The 20,404-nt window shown below is 68.5% G+C and carries 19 protein-coding genes; 8 read left to right on the forward strand and 11 right to left on the reverse strand.

What is annotated here, in order from left to right:
- Positions 1-39: 39 nt before the first annotated feature.
- On the reverse strand, positions 40-1,044 hold the full coding sequence (locus tag ASF88_RS11085) for a sugar-binding transcriptional regulator (protein ID WP_055918043.1): 1,005 nt from the start codon (positions 1,042-1,044) through the stop codon (positions 40-42).
- 143 nt (positions 1,045-1,187) lie between these two features.
- On the opposite strand from ASF88_RS11085, the gene ASF88_RS11090 reads away from it, so the two are divergent.
- The 4 genes from ASF88_RS11090 (at position 1,188) to ASF88_RS11105 (ending at position 6,833) form a co-directional block, all read left to right on the forward strand.
- Complete coding sequence (locus ASF88_RS11090; RefSeq protein ID WP_055918046.1) at positions 1,188-2,927, forward strand: glycerol-3-phosphate dehydrogenase/oxidase; 1,740 nt, start codon at positions 1,188-1,190, stop codon at positions 2,925-2,927.
- A gap of 175 nt (positions 2,928-3,102) precedes the next feature.
- The gene (locus ASF88_RS11095) at positions 3,103-3,834 is read left to right on the forward strand and encodes an MIP/aquaporin family protein (RefSeq protein WP_055918049.1); all 732 of its coding nucleotides are present in this window, start codon (positions 3,103-3,105) and stop codon (positions 3,832-3,834) included.
- 72 nt (positions 3,835-3,906) lie between these two features.
- A complete protein-coding gene (gene glpK, locus ASF88_RS11100; protein ID WP_055918053.1) occupies positions 3,907-5,421 on the forward strand; it encodes a glycerol kinase GlpK in 1,515 nt (504 codons plus the stop codon).
- A 137-nt stretch (positions 5,422-5,558) separates the two neighbouring features.
- On the forward strand, positions 5,559-6,833 hold the full coding sequence (locus tag ASF88_RS11105; RefSeq protein WP_055918056.1) for an LCP family protein: 1,275 nt from the start codon (positions 5,559-5,561) through the stop codon (positions 6,831-6,833).
- A gap of 21 nt (positions 6,834-6,854) precedes the next feature.
- Here the strand turns inward: ASF88_RS11105 and ASF88_RS11110 are convergent, their stop codons facing one another.
- From ASF88_RS11110 to sdhC, 9 genes are all read right to left on the reverse strand, one after another.
- Complete coding sequence (locus tag ASF88_RS11110; protein WP_055918059.1) at positions 6,855-7,622, reverse strand: HAD family hydrolase; 768 nt, start codon at positions 7,620-7,622, stop codon at positions 6,855-6,857.
- Positions 7,619-8,221: a GNAT family N-acetyltransferase gene (locus tag ASF88_RS11115; protein WP_055918062.1), complete on the reverse strand. Its 603-nt coding sequence runs from the start codon at positions 8,219-8,221 to the stop codon at positions 7,619-7,621. The genes ASF88_RS11110 and ASF88_RS11115 overlap by 4 nt, the downstream gene beginning before the upstream one ends.
- A gap of 16 nt (positions 8,222-8,237) precedes the next feature.
- Positions 8,238-9,248, reverse strand: coding sequence for a tryptophan--tRNA ligase (trpS, locus tag ASF88_RS11120; protein WP_055918065.1), 1,011 nt, complete (start codon positions 9,246-9,248; stop codon positions 8,238-8,240).
- A 33-nt stretch (positions 9,249-9,281) separates the two neighbouring features.
- Complete coding sequence (locus tag ASF88_RS11125) at positions 9,282-10,118, reverse strand: exodeoxyribonuclease III (RefSeq protein WP_055918068.1); 837 nt, start codon at positions 10,116-10,118, stop codon at positions 9,282-9,284.
- 9 nt (positions 10,119-10,127) lie between these two features.
- The gene (locus ASF88_RS11130; RefSeq protein WP_055918071.1) at positions 10,128-11,372 is read right to left on the reverse strand and encodes a YihY/virulence factor BrkB family protein; all 1,245 of its coding nucleotides are present in this window, start codon (positions 11,370-11,372) and stop codon (positions 10,128-10,130) included.
- 93 nt (positions 11,373-11,465) lie between these two features.
- Positions 11,466-12,227, reverse strand: a complete 762-nt coding sequence (locus tag ASF88_RS11135) for a succinate dehydrogenase iron-sulfur subunit (RefSeq protein WP_055918074.1) — start codon at positions 12,225-12,227, stop codon at positions 11,466-11,468.
- Complete coding sequence (gene sdhA, locus ASF88_RS11140) at positions 12,227-14,029, reverse strand: succinate dehydrogenase flavoprotein subunit (RefSeq protein WP_055918076.1); 1,803 nt, start codon at positions 14,027-14,029, stop codon at positions 12,227-12,229. Before sdhA ends, ASF88_RS11135 begins: the two co-directional genes overlap by 1 nt.
- A gap of 23 nt (positions 14,030-14,052) precedes the next feature.
- On the reverse strand, positions 14,053-14,496 hold the full coding sequence (locus ASF88_RS11145) for a succinate dehydrogenase hydrophobic membrane anchor subunit (protein ID WP_055918077.1): 444 nt from the start codon (positions 14,494-14,496) through the stop codon (positions 14,053-14,055).
- A gap of 1 nt (position 14,497) precedes the next feature.
- On the reverse strand, positions 14,498-14,836 hold the full coding sequence (gene sdhC / locus ASF88_RS11150) for a succinate dehydrogenase, cytochrome b556 subunit (protein WP_055918079.1): 339 nt from the start codon (positions 14,834-14,836) through the stop codon (positions 14,498-14,500).
- A gap of 249 nt (positions 14,837-15,085) precedes the next feature.
- On the opposite strand from sdhC, the gene ASF88_RS11155 reads away from it, so the two are divergent.
- Positions 15,086-15,310 (forward strand): hypothetical protein, encoded by a 225-nt coding sequence (locus tag ASF88_RS11155; protein WP_055918082.1) that lies wholly within the window; start codon positions 15,086-15,088, stop codon positions 15,308-15,310.
- A 9-nt stretch (positions 15,311-15,319) separates the two neighbouring features.
- Here ASF88_RS11155 and ASF88_RS11160 read toward each other — a convergent pair whose 3' ends face one another.
- Positions 15,320-16,441: a mannose-1-phosphate guanylyltransferase gene (locus ASF88_RS11160; RefSeq protein WP_055918086.1), complete on the reverse strand. Its 1,122-nt coding sequence runs from the start codon at positions 16,439-16,441 to the stop codon at positions 15,320-15,322.
- A gap of 74 nt (positions 16,442-16,515) precedes the next feature.
- On the opposite strand from ASF88_RS11160, the gene ASF88_RS11165 reads away from it, so the two are divergent.
- The 3 genes from ASF88_RS11165 to ASF88_RS11175 all read left to right on the forward strand — a co-directional run bounded on the left by ASF88_RS11165 (position 16,516) and on the right by ASF88_RS11175 (position 20,191).
- Entirely contained in the window at positions 16,516-17,685 is a 1,170-nt protein-coding gene (locus tag ASF88_RS11165) for a glycosyltransferase family 4 protein (protein WP_055918089.1), read from the forward strand.
- Between the two features lie 81 nt (positions 17,686-17,766).
- A complete protein-coding gene (locus tag ASF88_RS11170) occupies positions 17,767-18,900 on the forward strand; it encodes a magnesium and cobalt transport protein CorA (protein ID WP_055918093.1) in 1,134 nt (377 codons plus the stop codon).
- Positions 18,901-19,108: 208 nt separating this feature from the next.
- Positions 19,109-20,191: a BMP family lipoprotein gene (locus ASF88_RS11175; protein WP_055918095.1), complete on the forward strand. Its 1,083-nt coding sequence runs from the start codon at positions 19,109-19,111 to the stop codon at positions 20,189-20,191.
- Positions 20,192-20,404 lie beyond the last annotated feature (213 nt).

Here is a 20,404-nt window from a genome sequence, read left to right on the forward strand (position 1 = left end):
CGCTCTATTCCCGACGCTCTGTGACGTGCCCGTCGGCGGTCAGGCGGCGTCGGCCACGGGCTCCAGCGGCGCCGCGAGGTCGACCAGGGCGCGCGCGGTGCCTTCGTCCACGATCAGGTCGGTGATGAGCCCGGCGGCCAGCGCACCGCGGAGGCTGTGCACCTTCGACGGACCCGACACGATGCACACGCGGCGCGGCACCCGCTTGATCAGGTCGATGTCCGGCCCGCTGGCCCGCTCGTTCAGCGGGATGCCGTGGTGGCTGCCGTCTTCGCGAAAGAACACTGTGGCGACGTCGCCGACGACGCCCGACTCGTTCAGCGAGGCGAAATCGGCGGCGTCGAGGTAGCCGCCGGCGTAGACGTGCGAGCGCACCTCCGAGAAGGGGGAGCCGAGGCCGAAGAGCGCGACGTCCATGCGCTCCTGGATGTCGAGGATGCGGCGGGTGCTGCGCTCGCGCCACATGGCGACCTTGGTCTGCGGGTCGTCGAACAGCGCCGGCACGGGGAACTCCTGGATCGTGCCGGAGTAGGTGTCGCCGAACCGGCGCAGGATCTCGGAGGCGTAGAGCACGCCGGTGGTGTACGTGTTGCCGGCTCCGTTGAGCTGCACGAACTCGACGTTGTGCAGGTCCTTGGGGATGAGGTGGCGGCTCAGGGCGCTCATCGTCGATCCCCAGGCGATGCCGACCGTGGTGTTGGAGTCGATGAAGCGGTCGAGAATCCGTGCAGCCGAGATGGCGACACGCTCGAGCCGGTCGACGTCGCTGATGGCGCTCGGCATGGGCACGATGTGCGCGCCGATGCCGTAGCGGGAGTGCAGCTCCTGCTGCACGCGGGTGGCGCCCTCGTGCGGCTGGGCGATCTGGATCGTGACGAGTCCGGAGGCGCGGGCGTACGAGAGCAGGCGGGAGACGCTGGACCGCGAGGTGTGCATCTCGTGGGCGATGGCCTCCATCGTCAGGTCCTGCATGTAATACAGGTGCCCGGCCTTGAGCGCGTCGCGGACCTTCTCGGGGAGGTTCTGGGTGTCTGGTTCGGCCATTCTCGGTGCTCGCCTTCTCGGGTACTCCGCCTTCTCGGGCAACGGGCGCTGCACGTATGTGCATCCGGCTTGATCGAAGTTGTGCCGGCATCGAAGACTATAGCTGCACCCACAGCCGTACAGAAGAAACCCAGGAGTCCGAAGTGACGACGAAGTCGAATACCCGCGCCGAGATCGAGTTGCTGCGCGAGCGCCCCAACGCCCAGGTCGTCATCGTCGGTGGCGGCATCAACGGCCTCGGAACCTTCCGAGACCTCGCCCTGCAGGGAGTCGATGTCGTGCTCGTCGAGCGCAACGACTTCGTCTCCGGCGCCTCGGCCGCCTCCAGCCACATGATCCACGGCGGGATCCGCTACCTCGAGAACGGCGAGTTCCGTCTCGTGAAGGAGTCGGTGACCGAGCGCAACGGCCTCCTGAGGATCGCGCCGCACTACGTCAAGCCGCTGCAGACCACGATCCCGATCTACTCGACCTTCTCGGGCATCCTCGCCGCCCCGCTCCGGTTCCTCACGCACAAGCAGGGAAAGCCGAAGGAGCGCGGCGCCTTCCTCATCAAGACCGGCCTCACCATCTACGACGCGTTCTCGCGCGACGGCGGCACGGTTCCGCGGCACAGCTTCCACGGCCGCAAGCGCTCCCTCCAGGAGCTGCCCAAGCTCAACCCCGCCCTGAAGTACACGGCCACCTACTTCGACGCCTCGGTGCACGACCCGGAGCGCCTCGCGCTCGACGTGCTCGCCGACGGCCTCGCCGCCGGCCCGCACGCCCGCGCGGCCAACTACCTGGAGGCCGTCGGGGCCCGCGACGGCGGCGTGCTGGTGCGCGACCGGGAGACCGGCGAGGAGTTCACCATCGCCGCCGACGTCGTGGTCAACGCCTCCGGTCCGTGGACCGACCTCACCAACGCCGCGCTCGGCGAGGCCACCCGCTACATGGGCGGCACCAAGGGCTCGCACATCGTGCTCGACAACCCCGAGCTGCTGGAGGCCTGCCGCGGCCGGGAGATGTTCTTCGAGAACAACGACGGCCGTATCGTCCTCATCTACCCGCTCAAGGGCCGCGTCATGGTCGGCACGACCGATCTCGAGGCCGACATGTCGGTGCCCGCCGTGTGCACCCAAGACGAGATCGACTACTTCATCGAACTGGTCTCGCACGTTTTCCCAACGATCCCGGTGACCCGCGAGCAGATCGTCTACAGCTTCTCCGGGGTCCGTCCGCTGCCGCACCACGACGACACCGCCCCCGGCTTCGTGTCGCGCGACTACCGCATCGTGCCCGGCACGGTCCCCGGGCTCGGCAGCACGACCGTGCTCAGCCTGGTCGGCGGCAAGTGGACCACGTTCCGCGCCCTGAGCGAGCACCTGGCGAACGAGACGCTGGAGGCGCTGGGCATGACCCGCACGGTCCAGACGCTCGGCCTCCCGATCGGCGGCGGCGCCGGCTTCCCGACCACCCGGGAGGCCGAGCGCGACTGGATCGCCCGCTACGGCGCGGACGTCGGCGCCGAGCGCGCGGGCGTGCTGCTGAACCGGTACGGGACGAAGGCGACCTTCGTCATCGACGCCATCTCCGGCTGGGAGGGCGACGACGCGCCGCTGGCCGCCGCGCCGTCGTACTCCCGGGCCGAGATCGATCACGTCGTGCGCAGCGAGCGCGTGGCCCACCTGTCGGACGTCTTCCTGCGCCGCACCAGCCTCGCGTTCACCGGTGCGATCTCCGTCGCCCTGGTCCACGAGATCGGCGAAATCGTCGCAAACGCGCTCGGATGGTCGCCAAATCGCCGGTCGGAGGAGGAAGATGCGTTCCAAGCGGAACTGGCAGCCGCCCACCGGGTGAACCTGGAGTCGGGGGACGGCAGCGAAGCCGCGGCGCTCCGATAATGCACGAACGTGCATGACACGGTCCTTGCCGGGGTGGACCGGACGGCAATAGCGTTCAAAGGCCCACCCTGTGAGGACACTCAACGCACGACAGGGTGCGGGTCAACTGAACAATTGGAAGGTCAACGTGGACAATATCGGTATTGATTTCCTGTCAGAGTTGTGCGGAACCGCAATGCTGGTGCTTCTCGGTACCGGTGTGGTCGCGAACGTCGCCCTCATCAAGAACAAGGGCTTCAACGGCGGGTTCCTGATGGTGAACATCGGCTGGGGAATCGCAGTGTTCTCCGGCGTGGTGGTCGCCTACAACTCCGGTGCGCACCTGAACCCGGCGGTGACGCTCGGTCTGGTGGCGAACGGGGCCAAGGCGTTCGGCAGCGCTGCCGGGCACACACTGGTTCCAGTCAACTTCGTGACGGTGATCCTGTACATCCTGGCTCAGCTGATCGGCGCCATCATCGGTGCCGTGCTGACATTCCTGGCGTACAAGAAGCACTTCGACGAGGAGCCGGACCCGGGCAACAAGCTCGGTGTCTTCTCCACCGGTCCTGCCATCCGCAGCTACGCCTGGAACCTGGTCACCGAGATCATCGGCACCTTCGTGCTGGTGTTCGTCGTCATCGCGTTCGGCCACCAGCCCGGCCAAGCCGCCGGCCTCGCCGCGCTCGGCGCACTGCCCGTCGCCCTCCTGGTGATCGGCATCGGCGCCAGCCTCGGTGGTCCGACCGGATATGCCATCAACCCGGCTCGTGACCTCGGCCCGCGCATCGCGCACGCGTTCCTGCCGATCAAGGGCAAGGGCTCCAGCGACTGGTCGTACTCCTGGGTCCCGGTGGTCGGGCCGATCATCGGTGGTCTGCTCGCCGGCTGGCTCGCACTGCTGCTGCTCCCGATCCTCACCAAGTGACACCCGGGGGCCGGCCGGGGGAAACCCCGACCGGCCCTCATCAGTCCCACCCCAAAAACAAAGGAGTTACGCATGGCTGACTACGTCATTGCGATCGACCAGGGCACGACGAGCACCCGAACGATCATCTTCGACAAGTCCGGGTCGATCGTCTCGACCGGGCAGCTGGAGCACGAGCAGATCTTCCCGCGGGCCGGCTGGGTCGAGCACGACCCGAAGGAGATCTGGAACAACACCCGCGAGGTCATCGGGCAGGCTCTGTCGAAGGCGGATCTGACCCGCCACGACATCGCGGCCGTCGGCATCACGAACCAGCGCGAGACCGCCGTCGTGTGGGATAAGAACACCGGCGAGCCGGTCTACAACGCCATCGTCTGGCAGGACACCCGCACCCAGCCGATCGTCGACCGCCTCGCCGCGGACGGCGGCGTGGAGCGCTTCAAGCAGATCGTCGGCCTCCCGCTGGCGACCTACTTCTCCGGCACCAAGATCATGTGGATCCTCGAGAACGTCGAGGGTGCCCGTGAGCGCGCCGAGCGCGGCGACCTGCTCTTCGGCAACACCGACGCCTGGGTGCTCTGGAACCTGACCGGAGGACCCGACGGTGGCGTGCACGCCACCGACGTGACCAACGCCTCCCGCACCCTCTTCATGGACCTGGAGACGCTCACCTGGCGCGACGACATCCTCGAGGTGTTCGGCGTCCCGAAGTCCATGCTCCCCGAGATCAAGAGCTCGTCGGGCGTGTTCGGCACGGTCGAGTCGTCGAGCCTGTTGCGCGAGGTGCCCGTCGCGGGCATCCTGGGCGACCAGCAGGCGGCCACGTTCGGCCAGGCCGCGTTCGATCCGGGCGAGTCCAAGAACACCTACGGCACCGGCAACTTCCTCATCTTCAACACGGGTGAGGAGATCGTCCACTCCAAGAACGGCCTCCTGACGACGCTCGGCTACAAGCTGGGCGACGACAAGCCGCATTACGCCCTGGAGGGCTCGATCGCGGTCACCGGTTCGCTGGTGCAGTGGCTGCGCGACAACCTCGGCATCATCTCCAGCGCCCCCGAGATCGAGGACCTGGCGAAGACCGTCGAAGACAACGGCGGCGCGTACTTCGTGCCGGCGTTCTCTGGCCTGTTCGCGCCCTACTGGCGGGCGGACGCTCGCGGAGCCCTCGTGGGCCTCACGCGCTATGTCAACAAGGGCCACATCGCGCGTGCGGTGCTGGAGGCCACGGCCTTCCAGACCCGCGAGGTGCTGGACGCGGTCAACGCCGACTCCGGCGTCGACCTCCAGGAGCTGAAGGTGGACGGCGGCATGATCGCCAACAACACCCTCATGCAGTTCCAGGCCGACATCCTGGGCGTGCCGGTCGTGCGGCCGGTCGTCGCGGAGACGACGGCGCTCGGCGCCGCCTACGCCGCCGGCCTCGCCGTGGGCTTCTGGAGCGACCTCGACGACCTGCGCAAGAACTGGCAGGAGGACCGTCGCTGGACGCCGAACATGGACCCCGGCGAGCGCGACCGTCAGTTGCGCCTGTGGAAGAAGGCCGTCACGAAGACGTTCGACTGGGTCGACGACGACGTGAAGTAGCCTCCACGCAGTTCCACCGAGCGCCGTCCGGCTTCCGCCGGGCGGCGCTCGTGCGTCCTGCGGCACCGGTGTCGCGCCTTCCGGTTTCCTCATCCGTGGGAAAGGTTCCGCGCAGACTGGTCGCCTACCGTGCTCGTATGAGGCATTCTTCCGTCGTGCGCCCCGCTCCGGTGCGGCACGGCCGGCTCCCCGTGCGCCGTGCGCGCGGTCCGCTGGCGCGGTTGCTCGCCTCCACTGTGGCCGTCCTGCTGCTCGCCGTCGGCGGCGTCGCCGCGTATGCGGTGCAGGACACGGTGCGCTCCCTCAAGCCGGCCATCCACCTCGTGTCGGCGTCCGGAAAGTCCGTCACCCCGCCCACCGTGGGCGCCGAGTCGGGGGAGGTGAACATCCTGCTCGCCGGCACGGACACGCGTACAGGTCAGGGCGGGCAGTTCTCGTCTTCGGACGAACTCGCCGGAAGCTCCGGGGCGGGCAACAACGACGTCACGATGGTGCTGCACCTCTCCGCCGACCACCAGCATGCGACCGTGATCAGTATCCCGCGCGACCTGATGGTGCCGGTCCCGTCCTGTCCGACGTCGGGAGGCGGCTCCACGCCGGCTCAGGACAGCGCGCAGTTCAACACCACGCTGTCGACGGGAGGCCTCTCCTGCGTCGTGCTGACGGCTGAGGCGCTCACGGGCCTCAGCATCCCGTACGCCGCCGAGATCAGCTTCGACGGGGTCGTCGCGATGTCCAACGCCGTCGGAGGCGTGCCGGTCTGTCTCGCGACGCCGCTCACCGACCCGTACGTGGGACTGAACCTCCCTGCCGGCCAGCAGACACTCGTCGGCTCGCAGGCCCTCGCCTTCGTGCGCAGCCGCCACGGCGTCGGCGACGGAAGCGACCTCGGCCGGATCAGCAACCAGCAGCTCTTCCTGTCCTCCCTGCTGCGCACGGTGACCAGCGCCGGCGTGCTGACGAACCCGCTGACGCTCTACACGCTGGCGAAGGCCGCGACCTCCAACCTGACCCTGTCCGACACGCTGGACTCGCCGACGACGATCGTCTCGATCGGCCTGGCGCTGAAGAGCGTGCCGCTCAGCGATTTCGTCTTCGTGCAGTATCCATCGATGACCGACCCGAACGACAACAACCGCGTCGTGCCGGAACCGGCCGGCGTGGATGCCCTCAAACAGGCGCTGACCACGGACACGCCCGTCGTGCTCACGGGGACCACGGGCTCAGGCACGGAGTCGGCGACGCCGGCGCCGACGGCGACCGCTACCCCGAGCCCCGCCCCGACCTCCGGCAGCGGAAGCACCGCGGCCGCTGGCGGCTCCACGCCGGCGCCGACCTCCTCGGCCGTCACCCTGCCGTCGGACGTGACCGGCCAGACTGCCGCGCAGCAGACGTGCACGAAGGGCAACTGACCGGTCCGCCGACAGGTCGGATCAGGTCGGCGTGTTCTGTCGACTCCCGACCGCGCGATTCCCGATCGCTTCGGGGAGCTCGTCGAGGGACCTGATCTCGATCACGCCGCTGGCGGTCGCCTCGGCCGCGTCGTCGGCCGAGGGAACGTCGCCGCGACGGTTCAGCCAGACGCCGGTCAGGCCGGCCCGCGCCGCGCCGATCGCGTCCGTGCGCAGCCGGTCGCCCACATACACCGCCTCCTCGGGGCGCACGCCGAACTCGGAGCACGCCTCCTCGAAGATGCGGGCGTCGGGCTTGGCCACGCCCACCTCGCCCGAGGCGATCAGGTGCTCCATCCGGGAGTCGAGGCCCACCGCCTCGACCTTGCGGCGCTGGAACGCCAGGTCGCCGTTGGTGATGAGGCCGAACCGCACGCCCGGGATCGCCGCCTCGAGCGCGTCGAGGCAGCGCAACGCGTCGTGGTGGAGCGACCACGCGGCGACGTAGTGCTCGAAGTAGTCGGAGAACCACGCGCTGGCCTCAGCGTCGCCGAGTACGACGCCGTGGCGGGCGGCGAAGTCGCGCGCCCGCGCCTGGCGCTGGCCCTCGAAGTCGAGACGGCCGGCGAGATAGGCATGATAGTGCTGCTCCTCCAGGTCGTGCCAGAGCGCGACCAGGTCGACGGCCGCCATCGTGCCGTACGGCTCGCCGAGCCGGGCGGCGTACCGCTGGATGCCCGTCGAGACCGCGGCACGGTGGGCGAACAGCGTGTCGTCGAGATCGAAGAGCACGACCCGGATGTGCGTCACACCGGCACCTGCACGGAGGTGAAGGCCGGCCAGTCGGTCCTCGGCTCCCGCGCATCGGTCGCCAGCAGAGCCGCCTGCCAGTCGTCGCGCCGCACGCCGCGGTGCGAGACGCCCAGCCGCGCGACGCCCTCCCATTGGAAGCCCGCGCGACGCGCGACGGCCGCGCTCGCGGCGTTTCCGGCGTACGCGTGCCACACGATGCGCTCGAGGCCCAGGCCCTCGGGAGGCGCGGCGAAGCCGAAGTCGAGCACCAGTTGCACGGCCGCCGCCATCCAGCCGCGCCCCCGTGCTTCCTCGGCCAGCCAGAAACCGATCTCGCCCTCGCCGTCGTCGATGTGATGCAGCCCGACCATGCCGTGCAGCTCGTTCGTCGCCGCCTCACGGATGGCCCAGGTGCACTCGCGGCCGCTGGTCCATCCATCGGGGACGACCCGGGTGACGAATCCCTCGGCGTGCGCCCGCTCATACGGGGAGGGCACGGTGGTCCAGGCAGCGATCGCCGGATCGCGGCAGAGCTCCGCGATCCGGTCGATGTCGTCGGTGCCGGGCCCAGACAGGATCAGCGGCCCACCGGCCAGCTCCCTCGCCGCCCCTGCCATCAACACACCCCTGACATCAGTGTGACCGCCGCAGCAGACCGACCGCGTTGTACGCCTTGGCCAGCGTGCGCTCGGCGACCTCGCTCGCGCGCTCGGCGTTGCCGGCGAGGATGCGGTCGAGCTCTGCCGGGTCGGCGAGCAGGTCGAGCGCGCGCTCGCGCACCGGACCGAACGTCTCGACCACGACCTCCACGAGACCCTTCTTGAAGTCGCCGTAGCCCTTGCCGTCGTAGTCGAGCTCGATGTCGGCCACCGGCCGGCCGGTGAGCGCCGCGTAGATGCTGAGCAGGTTGGAGATGCCCGGCTTGCCCGCCCGGTCGAACGACACGACCCCGTCGGTGTCGGTGACGGCGCGCATGATCTTCTTGCGGGTCACGTCGGGCTCGTCGAGCAGCCAGACGATCCCGGCGCCCGACTCGGCCGACTTCGACATCTTCGACTCCGGGTTCTGGAGGTCGTAGACGCGCGCGCCGTCTTTCAGGATCATCGCCTGCGGTACCACGAACGTCTCGCCGAAGCGGCTGTTGAAGCGCTCGGCCAGGTCGCGTGTCAGCTCGACGTGCTGCCGCTGGTCGTCGCCGACCGGGACCACCTCGGTGTCGTACAGGAGGATGTCGGCAGCCATCAGCACCGGATAGGCGAAGAGCCCGACCGAGGTCGCGTCGCTGCCCTGCTTGGCCGACTTGTCCTTGAACTGCGTCATGCGCGACGCCTCGCCGAAGCCGGTGATCGTGTTGAGCACCCAGGCGAGCTGGGCGTGGGCCGGCACGTGCGACTGCACGTAAAGAGTGGAGGCGGAGGGGTCGATGCCGGCGGCGATGTACTGCGCGGCCGTGCGGCGGGTCTTCTCGCGCAGCTCGGCGGGGTCTTGCGCGACGGTGATCGCGTGCAGGTCGACGACCGAGAAGAACGCGTCGTGGCTGCTCTGCAGGTCTTTCCACTGCAGGAGCGCGCCGATGTAGTTGCCGAGGTGGAGGGAGTCCGCCGACGGCTGCATGCCGGAGTAGAGGCGGGGGAGTGTGCTCATATCAGTGCTTTCGGTCAGAAGGGAGGCGGGTGCTCAGATGGCGTAGTCGACGACCACGGGAGTGTGATCGGACCATCGCTCGTCGTACGCGGCCGCGCGGTCGACCGCGTAGTTCTTCACCGTCGCCGCCAGGGCGGGGGAGGCCAGCTGGTAGTCGATACGCCAGCCGGTGTCGTTGTCGAACGCCTGCCCACGCCACGACCACCAGGTGTACGGCCCGTCGACCTCGCCGGCCGCCTTGCGCCCGACGTCGACCCAGCCGAGGCCGGCGCCGTCGTTGTATCGCGGGTCGCTCTCCGCGCCGACGATGCGGTCGAAGTACGCGCGCTCCTCCGGGAGGAAGCCGGCCTTCTTGACGTTGCCCTTCCAGTTGCGGATGTCGAGCGTGCGATGCCCGACGTTGAGGTCGCCCATGACGACCGCGAGCGGATTGTGCTTCTGAAGCTCGGGCAGCCGCGCCTCCATCGCGTCGAGGAAGGTGTACTTGGCGTCCTGCTTCTCGGTGCCGGCCTCGCCGGAGTGCACGTACGCACTGACCACCGTGACGACCTTCGAGCCGATCTCGTAGTCGGCCTCGAGCCAGCGGCCCGCGCTGTCGAACTCCGCTGCGCCCAGCTCGACCCGGTGGATGTGCGCGCGGTGCCGACTGGCGATCGCGACGCCCGCGCGCCCCTTGGCGGTCGCGGGGTCGTGCACGATGTCCCACTCGTCGCCGAGGAGGCCCTGGAGGTCTTCGCTGGACGCGCGCACCTCCTGCAACGCGAGGATGTCGACGTCGCGCGTGTCGAGCCACGAGCCCATGCCCTTGCGGAAGGCGGCACGGATGCCGTTGACGTTGACCGTCGCGATGCGCAGGGGTTCGGAGGGCATGCCTCCAGCCTACCGGCGCGCGCCGACGCTGCTCTCGTCGAGCAGATCGTTGAGCCGGTGCTCGGCCTTCTCGACACGGCGCTGGGCCGGCAGCCGGGCGAGGAACTTCCGTTTCGTCAGGTCGTCCCGGGCGGACTGCAGCTCGGCTTTGGCCACGAGCACCCGTGCCTCGTACTCGGCGGCGGCCCGTTCGGCCGCCGCCTGCTCCGGTGTGATCATCCGCGGCGAGATTCCGCTGTCGAACATCCCGACCGCGATCCACGACGCCGACAGCAGGATCACCCGCGAGATGAGGTTGAACCACAGCAGCAGACCGACGAACACGGCGAAGGAGGCGAGCAGCGGGTTCTTCGACGCGGCGCCGAGGAAGAGGCCACCCAGCGCGCTCAGCCCGGCCAGCACCAAGGCGCCGAGCAGCACGCCGAAGAAGAGGTTGCGCCAGGGGATGGCGACCCGCGCCATGACGCGGAACATCGCGCCGAGCGTGAAGATGTTCAGGATCACCGAGACCAGGAGGCCGGAGAAGCGCGTCACCGCGGTCGTCCAGAACGAGTCGGAGGTGAGGCCGGCCAGGTCGAGCAGGAAGGTGAGCGCCTGGGTGCTGAGGATGGTGAGCAGCGCCGAGACGATCAGCACCAGTCCGAAGCCGAGGGCGAGGAAGAGGTCGCGCAACTTCTGGAGCACGTAGTTGGTGGTGTCGCGGCTCAGACCGAAGACCGCGCGGACGGCCTGGCGGGTGTAGTAGAGCCAGCCGATCGCGGTCCAGAGCAGACCGATCGCGGCGATGACGCCGTACCAGCCGAAGCCCGTGGCGGACTGCAACTGCTCTGCGCTGATCGCGCCGGGGGTCGTCGAGGTGGAGATGAGGCCCGGCACCGCACGGTTGATGATCGTGACCAGCGCCTGGAAGACCTGCGGGTTGCCGCTCAGCCAGATGCCCGCGACCGAGAAGCCGAGCCAGATCGCGGCGAAGACCGCGAACAGCGACTGGAATCCGATACCGGCGGCGCGGAGGTTCCCGTCGGAATGCGAGTAGTTGATGTAGACGCGGTAGGGGCGCAGGTGCTGGACCCACTTCGCCCACCGCGACACCCGGGCCACCGGCCTCTCGAGGCGCTCCTTGAGCGGCTCGGCGGCCTCCAGGATGCGGTCGCGCAGCGTCTCCTCCGGCTCGACCGTGCCCTCGGCGCGCTGAAGAGAGGGATCCGGTTGTGCGCTCCCGGCGTCGTCCGGGCGGCGGGACTTCTTGGCCACGCCGCAAGGATATCGACAGGCCGACCGCACGTCGTGCACACGACGAAGGCGCCCCCGGACTCGAGGGCGCCTTCGTGGTGGTGTCGGGGAGCTCTAGGGCTTGCCGCGCATGATGGCCTGCTTCACCTCTGCGATCGCCTGCGTCACCTGGATGCCACGGGGGCACGCGTCGGTGCAGTTGAAGGTCGTGCGGCAGCGCCACACGCCCTCCTTGTCGTTGAGGATGTCGAGGCGCACCTGCGAGTTGTCGTCGCGCGAGTCGAAGATGAAACGGTGCGCGTTGACGATCGCCGCAGGGCCGAAGTACTGGCCGTCGGTCCAGAACACCGGGCAGGACGATGTGCACGCGGCGCAGAGGATGCACTTGGTGGTGTCGTCGAAGCGGGCGCGGTCGGCGACCGACTGGACGCGCTCCTTGCCCTTCTCCGGCTTCGAGTTGGCGACCAGGAACGGCTGGACCTCGCGATAGCTCGCGAAGAACGGCTCCATGTCGACGATCAGGTCCTTCTCGAGGGGGAGGCCCTTGATCGCCTCGACGTAGATCGGCTTGGAGATGTCCAGGTCTTTGATCAGCGTCTTGCAGGCGAGGCGGTTGCGGCCGTTGATGCGCATCGCGTCGGAGCCGCAGATGCCGTGGGCGCACGAGCGGCGGAACGTCAGCGAGCCGTCCTGCTCCCACTTGATCTTGTGCAGCGCGTCGAGGATGCGGTCCGTGGGGAACATCTCGACGTCGAAGTCCTGCCAGCGCGGCTCGGTGTCGACGTCAGGGTCGAACCGGCGGATGATGAGCGTCACGGTGAACGACTGGACCGGGGCCTCCGGGGTCGGGGGAGTCTCGAGCACGGCGCTGGACATCAGTACTTCCTCTCCATCGGCTGGTAGCGGGTCACGACGACCGGCTTCCAATCGAGCGTGATGTGGTCTGCCGCGTCGGCGGAGTGCGGGTCGCCGGTGAGGTAGGCCATGGTGTGCTGCATGTAGTTCTCGTCGTCGCGTTTCGGGAAGTCGTCGCGCATGTGACCGCCGCGCGACTCCTTGCGGTTGCGGGCCGAGAAGACGACGACCTCGGCGAGGTCGAGCAGGAAGCCCAGCTCGACGGCCTCCAGGAGGTCGGTGTTGAAGCGCTTGCCCTTGTCTTGCACGACGATGTTCTTGTAGCGCTCGCGCAGGGCGTGGATCGTGCCCGTCACCTTCTCGAGCGACTCGTCGGTGCGGAACACCTGGGCGTTCTTGTCCATCTCGTCCTGCAGCTCCTTGCGGATCGCGGCGATCCGCTCGGTGCCGGTGCCGCTGCGCAGGTCTTCGATCATCCCGCGGACGAAGGCCGCAGGGTCCTCGGGCAGCGGGACGGCGGTGGCCGTCTTGACGTACTCGACCGCGTTGTTGCCCGCGCGCTTGCCGAACACGTTGATGTCGAGCAGCGAGTTGGTGCCGAGACGGTTGGAGCCGTGGACCGACACGCAGGCGCACTCGCCGGCGGCGTACAGGCCGGGAACGACCGTGGTGTTGTCGCGCAGCACCTCGGCGTTGTTGTTGGTCGGGATGCCGCCCATCGCGTAGTGCGCGGTCGGCATGACCGGCACCGGCTCGACGACGGGGTCGACGCCCAGGTAGGTGCGGGCGAACTCGGTGATGTCGGGGAGCTTGGTCTCCAGGACCTCGGCGCCCAAGTGGGTGCAGTCGAGGAGCACGTAGTCCTTGTGCGGGCCGGCGCCGCGGCCCTCCGCGACCTCCTGGACCATGCAGCGGGCGACGATGTCGCGCGGCGCGAGGTCTTTGATCGTGGGCGCGTAGCGCTCCATGAAGCGCTCGCCGGAGGCGTTGCGGAGGATGGCGCCCTCGCCTCGGGCGCCCTCGGTGAGGAGGATGCCGAGTCCGGCGAGGCCGGTCGGATGGAACTGGAAGAACTCCATGTCCTCCAGCGGCAGGCGCTTGCGCCAGATGATGCCGACGCCGTCTCCGGTGAGCGTGTGGGCGTTGGAGGTCGTCTTGAAGATCTTGCCGAAGCCGCCGGTCGCGAAGATGATCGCCTTCGAGTGGAAGACGTGCAGCTCGCCGGTCGCGAGCTCGTAGGCGACCACGCCCGCCGGCTGCTCGACGCCGTCCACCTCGTTCATGATCACGTCGAGGACGTAGAACTCGTTGAAGAAGTTGATGCCGAGCTTGACGCAGTTCTGGAACAGCGTCTGCAGAATCATGTGGCCGGTGCGGTCGGCCGCGTAGCAGGCACGGCGCACGGGCGCCTTGCCGTGGTCGCGGGTGTGACCGCCGAACCGGCGCTGGTCGATCTTGCCCTCGGGCGTGCGGTTGAACGGCAGGCCCATGTTCTCGAGGTCGATGACCGCGTCGATGGCCTCCTTGGCGAGGATCTCCGCGGCATCCTGGTCGACGAGGTAGTCGCCGCCCTTGACGGTGTCGAAGGTGTGCCACTCCCAGCTGTCCTCCTCGACGTTCGCGAGCGCCGCGGCCATGCCGCCCTGCGCCGCGCCCGTGTGGGAGCGGGTGGGGTAGAGCTTCGAGATCACCGCGGTCTTCGCGTGCGGGCCCGCCTCGATGGCGGCGCGCATTCCGGCGCCGCCGGCACCGACGATGACGATGTCGAACTCGTGGTAGTGGACGCCGTCGATGACGGTGGATTCAGTGGTTTCAGTTGTCACAGCTCTTGTTTTCCGTCACTCAGTCACTTGGCCGGGCAGAACGAAGGCAGGTCGGCCGCGTGGGCTCCTGCCGGGCACGGGTCGAAGGTGAAGATCACGAGCGTGCCGAGCACCACGAGGACCACGACCGCAGCGGCGATCGCCCACTTGAGGATGCTGTTCACCGTGCGGTTGTGCGCGTAGTCGTTGACCAGCGTGCGCATGCCGTTGCCGCCGTGGATGAGTGCGAGCCAGAGCATGAGCAGGTCCCAGACCTGCCAGAACGGCGTCGCGTACTTGCCGGCGACGAAAGCGAAGTCGATCTGCTTGACGCCGTCGCCCAGGACGAGGTTGATCAGCAAGTGGCCGAAGATCAGGATGACCAGCAGCACGCCGGAGGCGCGCATGTAGATCCAGCCCCACTTCTCCCAGTTGACGCCCTTGCGGGCCGGGCGGGCCGGCGTGCGCGGAGCCTCGATGGTCGTCACGTCAGTTCACCTCCGAGAAGATGTGGATGAGCTGCGTCGGCACGAATCCGGCCATCAGGATCACCCAGAGTGCGATGACGATCCAGAACATGACCTTCTGGTACTTGACGCCCTTGCTCCAGAAGTCGATCAGGATGATCCGGATGCCGTTGAAGGCGTGGAAGATGATCGCTGCGACCAGCGCCATCTCGCCGAATCCCATGATCGGGTTCTTATAAGTGCCGATCACCGCGTTGTACGCCTCCGGGCTGACCCGGATGAGCGAGGTGTCGAGGATGTGGACGAGGAGGAAGAAGAAGATGGCGACGCCGGTGATGCGATGCAGCACCCACGACCACATGCCTTCCCGGCCGCGGTACAGCGTGCCGCCCGGCCTCGATGTCGTCGGTTGCAGGGTCCCTGCCGCTTGCTCTGGCACGAACAACCCTCCCTGGTTGCGATCGCTGGAAATAGGCGCACGAAGCGCGTGGCAAGTCTATGCCGGGTGCCGGGTTCGCGCTGCTTAGGGTCCCCTTGGTTATCTCGACATCGAGATAACTCGGCCGGCGGACCGCTTGACCGCGCGGGGGCGCGGCGTACCGTCCGCCCTATGACGCAGGACGAACCGATCATGGACGGCAGCATGGAGGCCGGGCGTGACGAGAAGGTCGCGGGCATCGTCGAGCAGCTGCGCGCCGACATGCAGCTGCTGCCGTTGGAGGACAGCGAGCGTGCCCTCCGTCAGCGGCTCGACGACGCGGGGATCCCGCTCAGCGACGAGGAGATCTCCCGCATCGCACGCGACGTGCAGAGCGGGCCGTCGGTCGTCGACTGACGACAGCGCTCAGAGCACGTCCGTCGACCCGGAGATCTTGAGCGCGTCGACCACCGACTTGACGCGTTGCGCGTTGTCCGTCGTCGTCACCAGCAGGGCGTCCGGGGTGTCGACGATCACGATGTCCTTCACGCCGATGAGGCTGATCACGCGCTTCGTCTGACTGACCACGATGCCGCTGGAGGCGTCCGCGAGCACGCGCGCGTCGGCGCCGAGGATCGCCAGGTCGGTCGTGCGGCCTCCCGAGTTGAGCTTGGAGAGCGAGGCGAAGTCGCCGACGTCGTCCCAGTCGAAGTAGCCAGGGATCACGGCGAGGCGGCCGGCCGCGGCGGCGGGCTCGGCGACCGCGTAGTCGATCGCGATCTTCTCGAGGTTCGGCCAGATGCGGTCGACCGCGGGCCCCCGGGTCGCGGGGTCGTCCCACGCCGCCGCCAGTTCGAGCAGCCCGGCCAGCAGCTCCGGCTTCGACCGCCCGATCTCCTCGAGCAGCCGGTCGGCGCGGGCGATGAACATCCCGGCGTTCCACAGGTACGCGCCGCTGTCGAGGTAGCTCTCGGCCGTCGCGAGGTCGGGCTTCTCGACGAAGGAGTCGACGGCGAGGGCGCTCGGGGCGCCGGTCACCGTGAGAGCGCCGCCGCAGTGGATGTAGCCGAAGCCGATCGCCGGCTCGGTGGGCTTGATGCCGATGGTGGTGATGTAGCCCTCGTCGGCGGCCGCCACCGCCTCCTTCACGGAGACCGCGAAGAGCCGCTGGTTGCGGATGACGTGGTCTGCCGCGAACGATCCGACGATCACGCCGGGTTCGCGGCGCTCGAGGATCGCCGCTGCGAGCCCGATCGCCGCGGTGGAGTCGCGCGGTTCGGACTCGAGGACGACGTTGGCGTCGGCCAGCGCGGGCAGCTGCGCCTCCACGGCCGCGCGGTGAGCCCGCCCGGTGACCACCATGATGCGCTGCTCGCCCGAGATCGGGGCCAGCCGATCCCAGGTGTCGCGCAGCAGCGTGTGGCCGGAGCCGGTGAGATCGTGGAGGAACTTCGGGGCGTCCGCCCGGGACAGCGGCCAGAGCCGGGAGCCGATCCCGCCGGCCGGGATGATGCTGTAGAACCGGTTGAGCGCGCCAGGAGTTGTCATGGCGAAAGGATACCGAGCGGTTCTGGTCACCTTCTGTTCACAGCCGGGACATTCCGCACGCCGACACTGGAGCCATGCGGGTCGCGGTCGTCAGCGAGAGCTTCCTCCCCACAGTGAACGGGGTCACCACCAGCGTCCTCCGGGTCCTCGATCATCTGGCAGAACAGGGCCACGAGGCGATCGTCATCTGCCCGGAGGCGGGCGCTCCCGACGAGTACGCGGGCTTCCGCATCCACCAGGTGCCCTCCATCGCCTACCGGCAGTTCCCGGTCGGCCTGCCCAGCCCCCAGGTGCAGCGCATCCTGGCGCGATTCGGGCCGGACGTGCTGCACGCGGCCTCTCCCTTCTTCCTCGGTGCGCAGGCGATCGCCGCCGCCAACCGGGTCGGCGTGCCCTCCGTCGCCGTCTACCAGACCGATGTCGCCGGGTTCGCACGCCGCAACGGCCTCGGGATGACCGCGGCCATCGCGTGGAAGTACGTGCGCTGGGTGCACGAGGGCGCCGACCTCACGCTGGTGCCGTCGGCGGCCAGCGAGTACGACCTCCGCCAGGCTGGAGTGCGCAGACTGGCGCGGTGGGGTCGCGGCGTCGACCTGGAGCGTTATCACCCCAACAACCGCCGCCTGCCCGCCGCGGTCGGGCTGCGCGAGCGGCTCTCGCCCGACGGCGAGATCGTCATCGGGTACGTCGGACGGATCGCGCCGGAGAAGCAGGTGGAGCGGCTGCGCGTCCTCAAGGGCCTCCCCGGCGTGTCGGTGGCGATCGTCGGCGACGGGCCGGCGCGGGAGGCGGTCGAGCGGCAGCTGCACGGCGTGCCGACGACCTGGCTGGGCCGGCTCGGCGGAGCAGAGCTGGGCGCGGCCTACGCCGCGTTCGACGCGTTCGTGCACACCGGCTCGGAGGAGACCTTCGGCCAGACCGTCCAGGAGGCGCACGCCTCCGGTCTCCCGGTGATCGCGCCGCGAGCGGGCGGCCCGATCGACCTCGTCGACCACGGTGTCGACGGCCTGCTCTTCCCGCCGTCGGACGACCGCGCGCTGCGCGCAGCGGTCGCGATGCTAGCCACGGACGCCCCGCTGCGCGTGCGGATGGGGGAGGCCGGCCGTCGCCGCGTGCTCGGACGGGGCTGGGACGTGCTCTGCTCCGAGCTGATCGGGCACTACGAGCGCGTCATCCTCGACGCCTGCAGCGAGGCGGGGCGTCCGGGCGTCCAGCCGACGGGCGGGCAGCGCGCGTACAGTTAGGTGGCTCCATCGCCCGGCGACCTCGGTCGCGCGGGCGTCGCAGGGCCGCCTGACGTATCCGCACGCACCAGGAGGTGAATCATGGCGAACCTGAACCGACGCGGCATCCCGATGCCCTTCGTGTCCCGATCCCGGAGGGTCGATCCCCCCAGTTCGCCGGATCCGGTGCTGACGGAGACGCGGCCCTCCACCCGCAACAGCATGGTGGACAGCGCGATCTACGCCGACGGCGTGCGCGTGGCCTCCCCGCACACCCTGGCCGAGACCTACCGGGCCCTCGACGAGACGCCGGGCGGCGTCGCCTGGATCGGGCTGTACCGGCCGAGCGAGCAGGAGCTGATGTCGCTGGCGGAGGAGTTCAGCCTCCACCCGCTCGCCATCGAGGACGCGATCGTCGCGCACCAGCGGCCCAAGCTGGAGCGCTACGACTCCGTGCTGTTCGTGGTGCTCAAGGCGGCGAACTACCTCGACGTCCCGGAGGAGGTCGACTTCGGCGAGCTCCACTTGTTCGTCGGCCCGAACTTCGTCATCACCGTCCGTCACAGCGAGTCGCCCGACCTCTCGACGGTGCGGCACAGGATGGAGCGGGAGCGCGACCTGCTCGCACTCGGCCCGCAGGCCATCCTCTACGCCATCATCGACGCGGTCGTCGATGCCTACAGCCCGGTCGTCGCCGGTCTCGCCAACGACATCGACGAGATCGAGACCCAGGTGTTCGGCGGCGACGCCCTGGTCTCCCGACGCATCTACGAGCTGTCGCGGGAGGTCATCGACTTCCAGCGCGCGACGCACCCGCTGTCGTCGGTCATGATCGCCTTGGAACGCGGCTCGGCCAAGTACGGCGTGGCCGAGGAGCTGGAACGCCGGCTCCGCGACGTCGCCGACCACCTCACCCTGGTCAACGAGCGGGTGGACGGGTTCCGCTACCTGCTCCGCGACATCCTCACGGTCAACTCGACGCTCGTGGCCGAACGCCAGAACGAGGAGATGACAAGGCTCGCGCACTCGACGCACCGGCAGGGCGAAGAGGTCAAGAAGATCTCCTCCTGGGCGGCGATCCTCTTCGCCCCGACGCTCATCGCGGGCATCTACGGAATGAACTTCACGCATATGCCCGAGCTGGAATGGCCGCTCGGCTATCCGCTGGCCGTGCTGGCGATGGTGGGGCTGAGCACGCTGCTCTACGTGGTGTTCAAGAAGCGCGGGTGGATGTAGGGGAGGGTCTGCTCCCCTTCGAGGGACGTCCTCCCGACGCCGCCGTCGGCACCTGCTCAAATGAGCAGGTGCCAACGGCGCGCGCGTTTGTAACGCTTGCATGAAGAAGCCGGATTTTCGATCAGAGCCGTTCGTCACATTCGGTAACGTGCAATGCATACAGTGGCCCGCCGGCACCAGCGGTGGGCCTGCATCTTGGAGGACAACCTTGACAATCACAGCCCGTAAGGCCGGCCTCGTCGGTCTGGCGGTGACCGGCGTCGTCGCGCTGCTCGCCGCATGTTCGGCTGCCCCGTCGGACAACTCGTCCACGGCGGCGGCGAACAGCAAGTTCCTGCCCTGCATGGTCTCCGACTCCGGCGGATTCGACGACCACTCGTTCAACCAGCTCGGCTACGAGGGGCTCCAGCAGGCCGCCGGCACCCTCGGCGTCAAGTACAACAAGGCCGAGTCGAAGAGCGAGAACGACTTCGCCCCGAACATCCAGAGCATGGTCGACGCGAACTGCAACCTGGTCGTGACCGTCGGCTTCCTGCTCGCCGACGCGACCAAGAAGGCCGCCGCGGCGAACCCCGACGTGAACTTCGCCATCATCGACGACAGCTCGATCACGGCGAAGAACGTCAAGCCGATCATCTTCGACACCGCCCAGGCGGCGTTCCTCGCCGGCTACGCGGCCGCGAGCTACTCGAAGACCGGCATCGTCGGCACCTTCGGCGGCATGCAGATCCCGACCGTCACCATCTTCATGGACGGCTTCGCGGACGGCGTGAAGTACTACAACGACCAGAAGAGCAAGTCGGTCAAGGTCGTCGGCTGGGACGTCGACAAGCAGAACGGCTCCTTCACCGGTGGCTTCGACGCCAACGAGACGGCGAAGAACACCGCTCAGGGCATCATCGACCAGAACGCCGACGTCATCATGCCCGTCGGTGGCCCGATCTACCAGTCGGCCGCGCAGGCCATCCGTGACTCGGGCAAGCCGATCACGATGATCGGTGTCGACGCCGACGTCTACCAGTCCGACCCGACCGTGAAGGACCTGCTCCTCACCTCGGTCATGAAGGGCATGAAGCCGGCCACCAACGACGTGGTCACGCAGGCCGCCAAGGGCAAGTTCGACAGCACGCCGTACGTCGGCACGCTGAAGAACGACGGCGTCGGCATCGCTCCGTTCCACGACTTCGCCTCGAAGGTGAGCTCGAGCCTGCAGGGCGAGCTCGACAAGATCAAGGCCGGCATCATCGACGGCTCGATCAAGGTCACCTCGCCGTCGTCGCCGAAGCAGTAACCGGCTACGACAGCACTCGACGGGGAGGTCAGCGCAGCGCTGGCCTCCCCGTCGCACGTCCGGACCCGCCCGCGGCGGGACCTTGTCCAGAACGCTCGTTTGAGCACACACTGACATATGCGCAGAAAGGTAGGGTGAGGATGCGCATCGTGGCCACCGGCCGTTGTCGCGTGCCCTCCCCCCAAGGCTCTGTGCTCACCCCGGGCGAGTAGA

The sequence above is a fragment of the Leifsonia sp. Leaf336 genome, from assembly GCF_001423695.1.
GTDB lineage: Bacteria > Actinomycetota > Actinomycetes > Actinomycetales > Microbacteriaceae > Leifsonia.

Bases quoted from the DNA above. Each gene is read 5' to 3' on its own strand.
- ASF88_RS11115 (WP_055918062.1), bottom strand. From the start codon at position 8,221: ATGGCAGGGGCGGCGAGGGAGCTGGCCGGTGGGCCGCTGATCCTGTCT.
- ASF88_RS11135 (WP_055918074.1), bottom strand. From the start codon at position 12,227: ATGTCCAGCGCCGTGCTCGAGACTCCCCCGACCCCGGAGGCCCCGGTC.
- ASF88_RS11160 (WP_055918086.1), bottom strand. From the start codon at position 16,441: ATGACAACTCCTGGCGCGCTCAACCGGTTCTACAGCATCATCCCGGCC.
- ASF88_RS11085 (WP_055918043.1), bottom strand. From the start codon at position 1,044: ATGGCCGAACCAGACACCCAGAACCTCCCCGAGAAGGTCCGCGACGCG.
- ASF88_RS11125 (WP_055918068.1), bottom strand. From the start codon at position 10,118: ATGCCCTCCGAACCCCTGCGCATCGCGACGGTCAACGTCAACGGCATC.
- ASF88_RS11155 (WP_055918082.1), top strand. From the start codon at position 15,086: ATGACGCAGGACGAACCGATCATGGACGGCAGCATGGAGGCCGGGCGT.
- trpS (WP_055918065.1), bottom strand. From the start codon at position 9,248: ATGAGCACACTCCCCCGCCTCTACTCCGGCATGCAGCCGTCGGCGGAC.
- ASF88_RS11165 (WP_055918089.1), top strand. From the start codon at position 16,516: ATGCGGGTCGCGGTCGTCAGCGAGAGCTTCCTCCCCACAGTGAACGGG.
- glpK (WP_055918053.1), top strand. From the start codon at position 3,907: ATGGCTGACTACGTCATTGCGATCGACCAGGGCACGACGAGCACCCGA.
- ASF88_RS11170 (WP_055918093.1), top strand. From the start codon at position 17,767: ATGGCGAACCTGAACCGACGCGGCATCCCGATGCCCTTCGTGTCCCGA.
- ASF88_RS11105 (WP_055918056.1), top strand. From the start codon at position 5,559: ATGAGGCATTCTTCCGTCGTGCGCCCCGCTCCGGTGCGGCACGGCCGG.
- sdhC (WP_055918079.1), bottom strand. From the start codon at position 14,836: ATGTGGTCGTGGGTGCTGCATCGCATCACCGGCGTCGCCATCTTCTTC.
- ASF88_RS11095 (WP_055918049.1), top strand. From the start codon at position 3,103: ATGCTGGTGCTTCTCGGTACCGGTGTGGTCGCGAACGTCGCCCTCATC.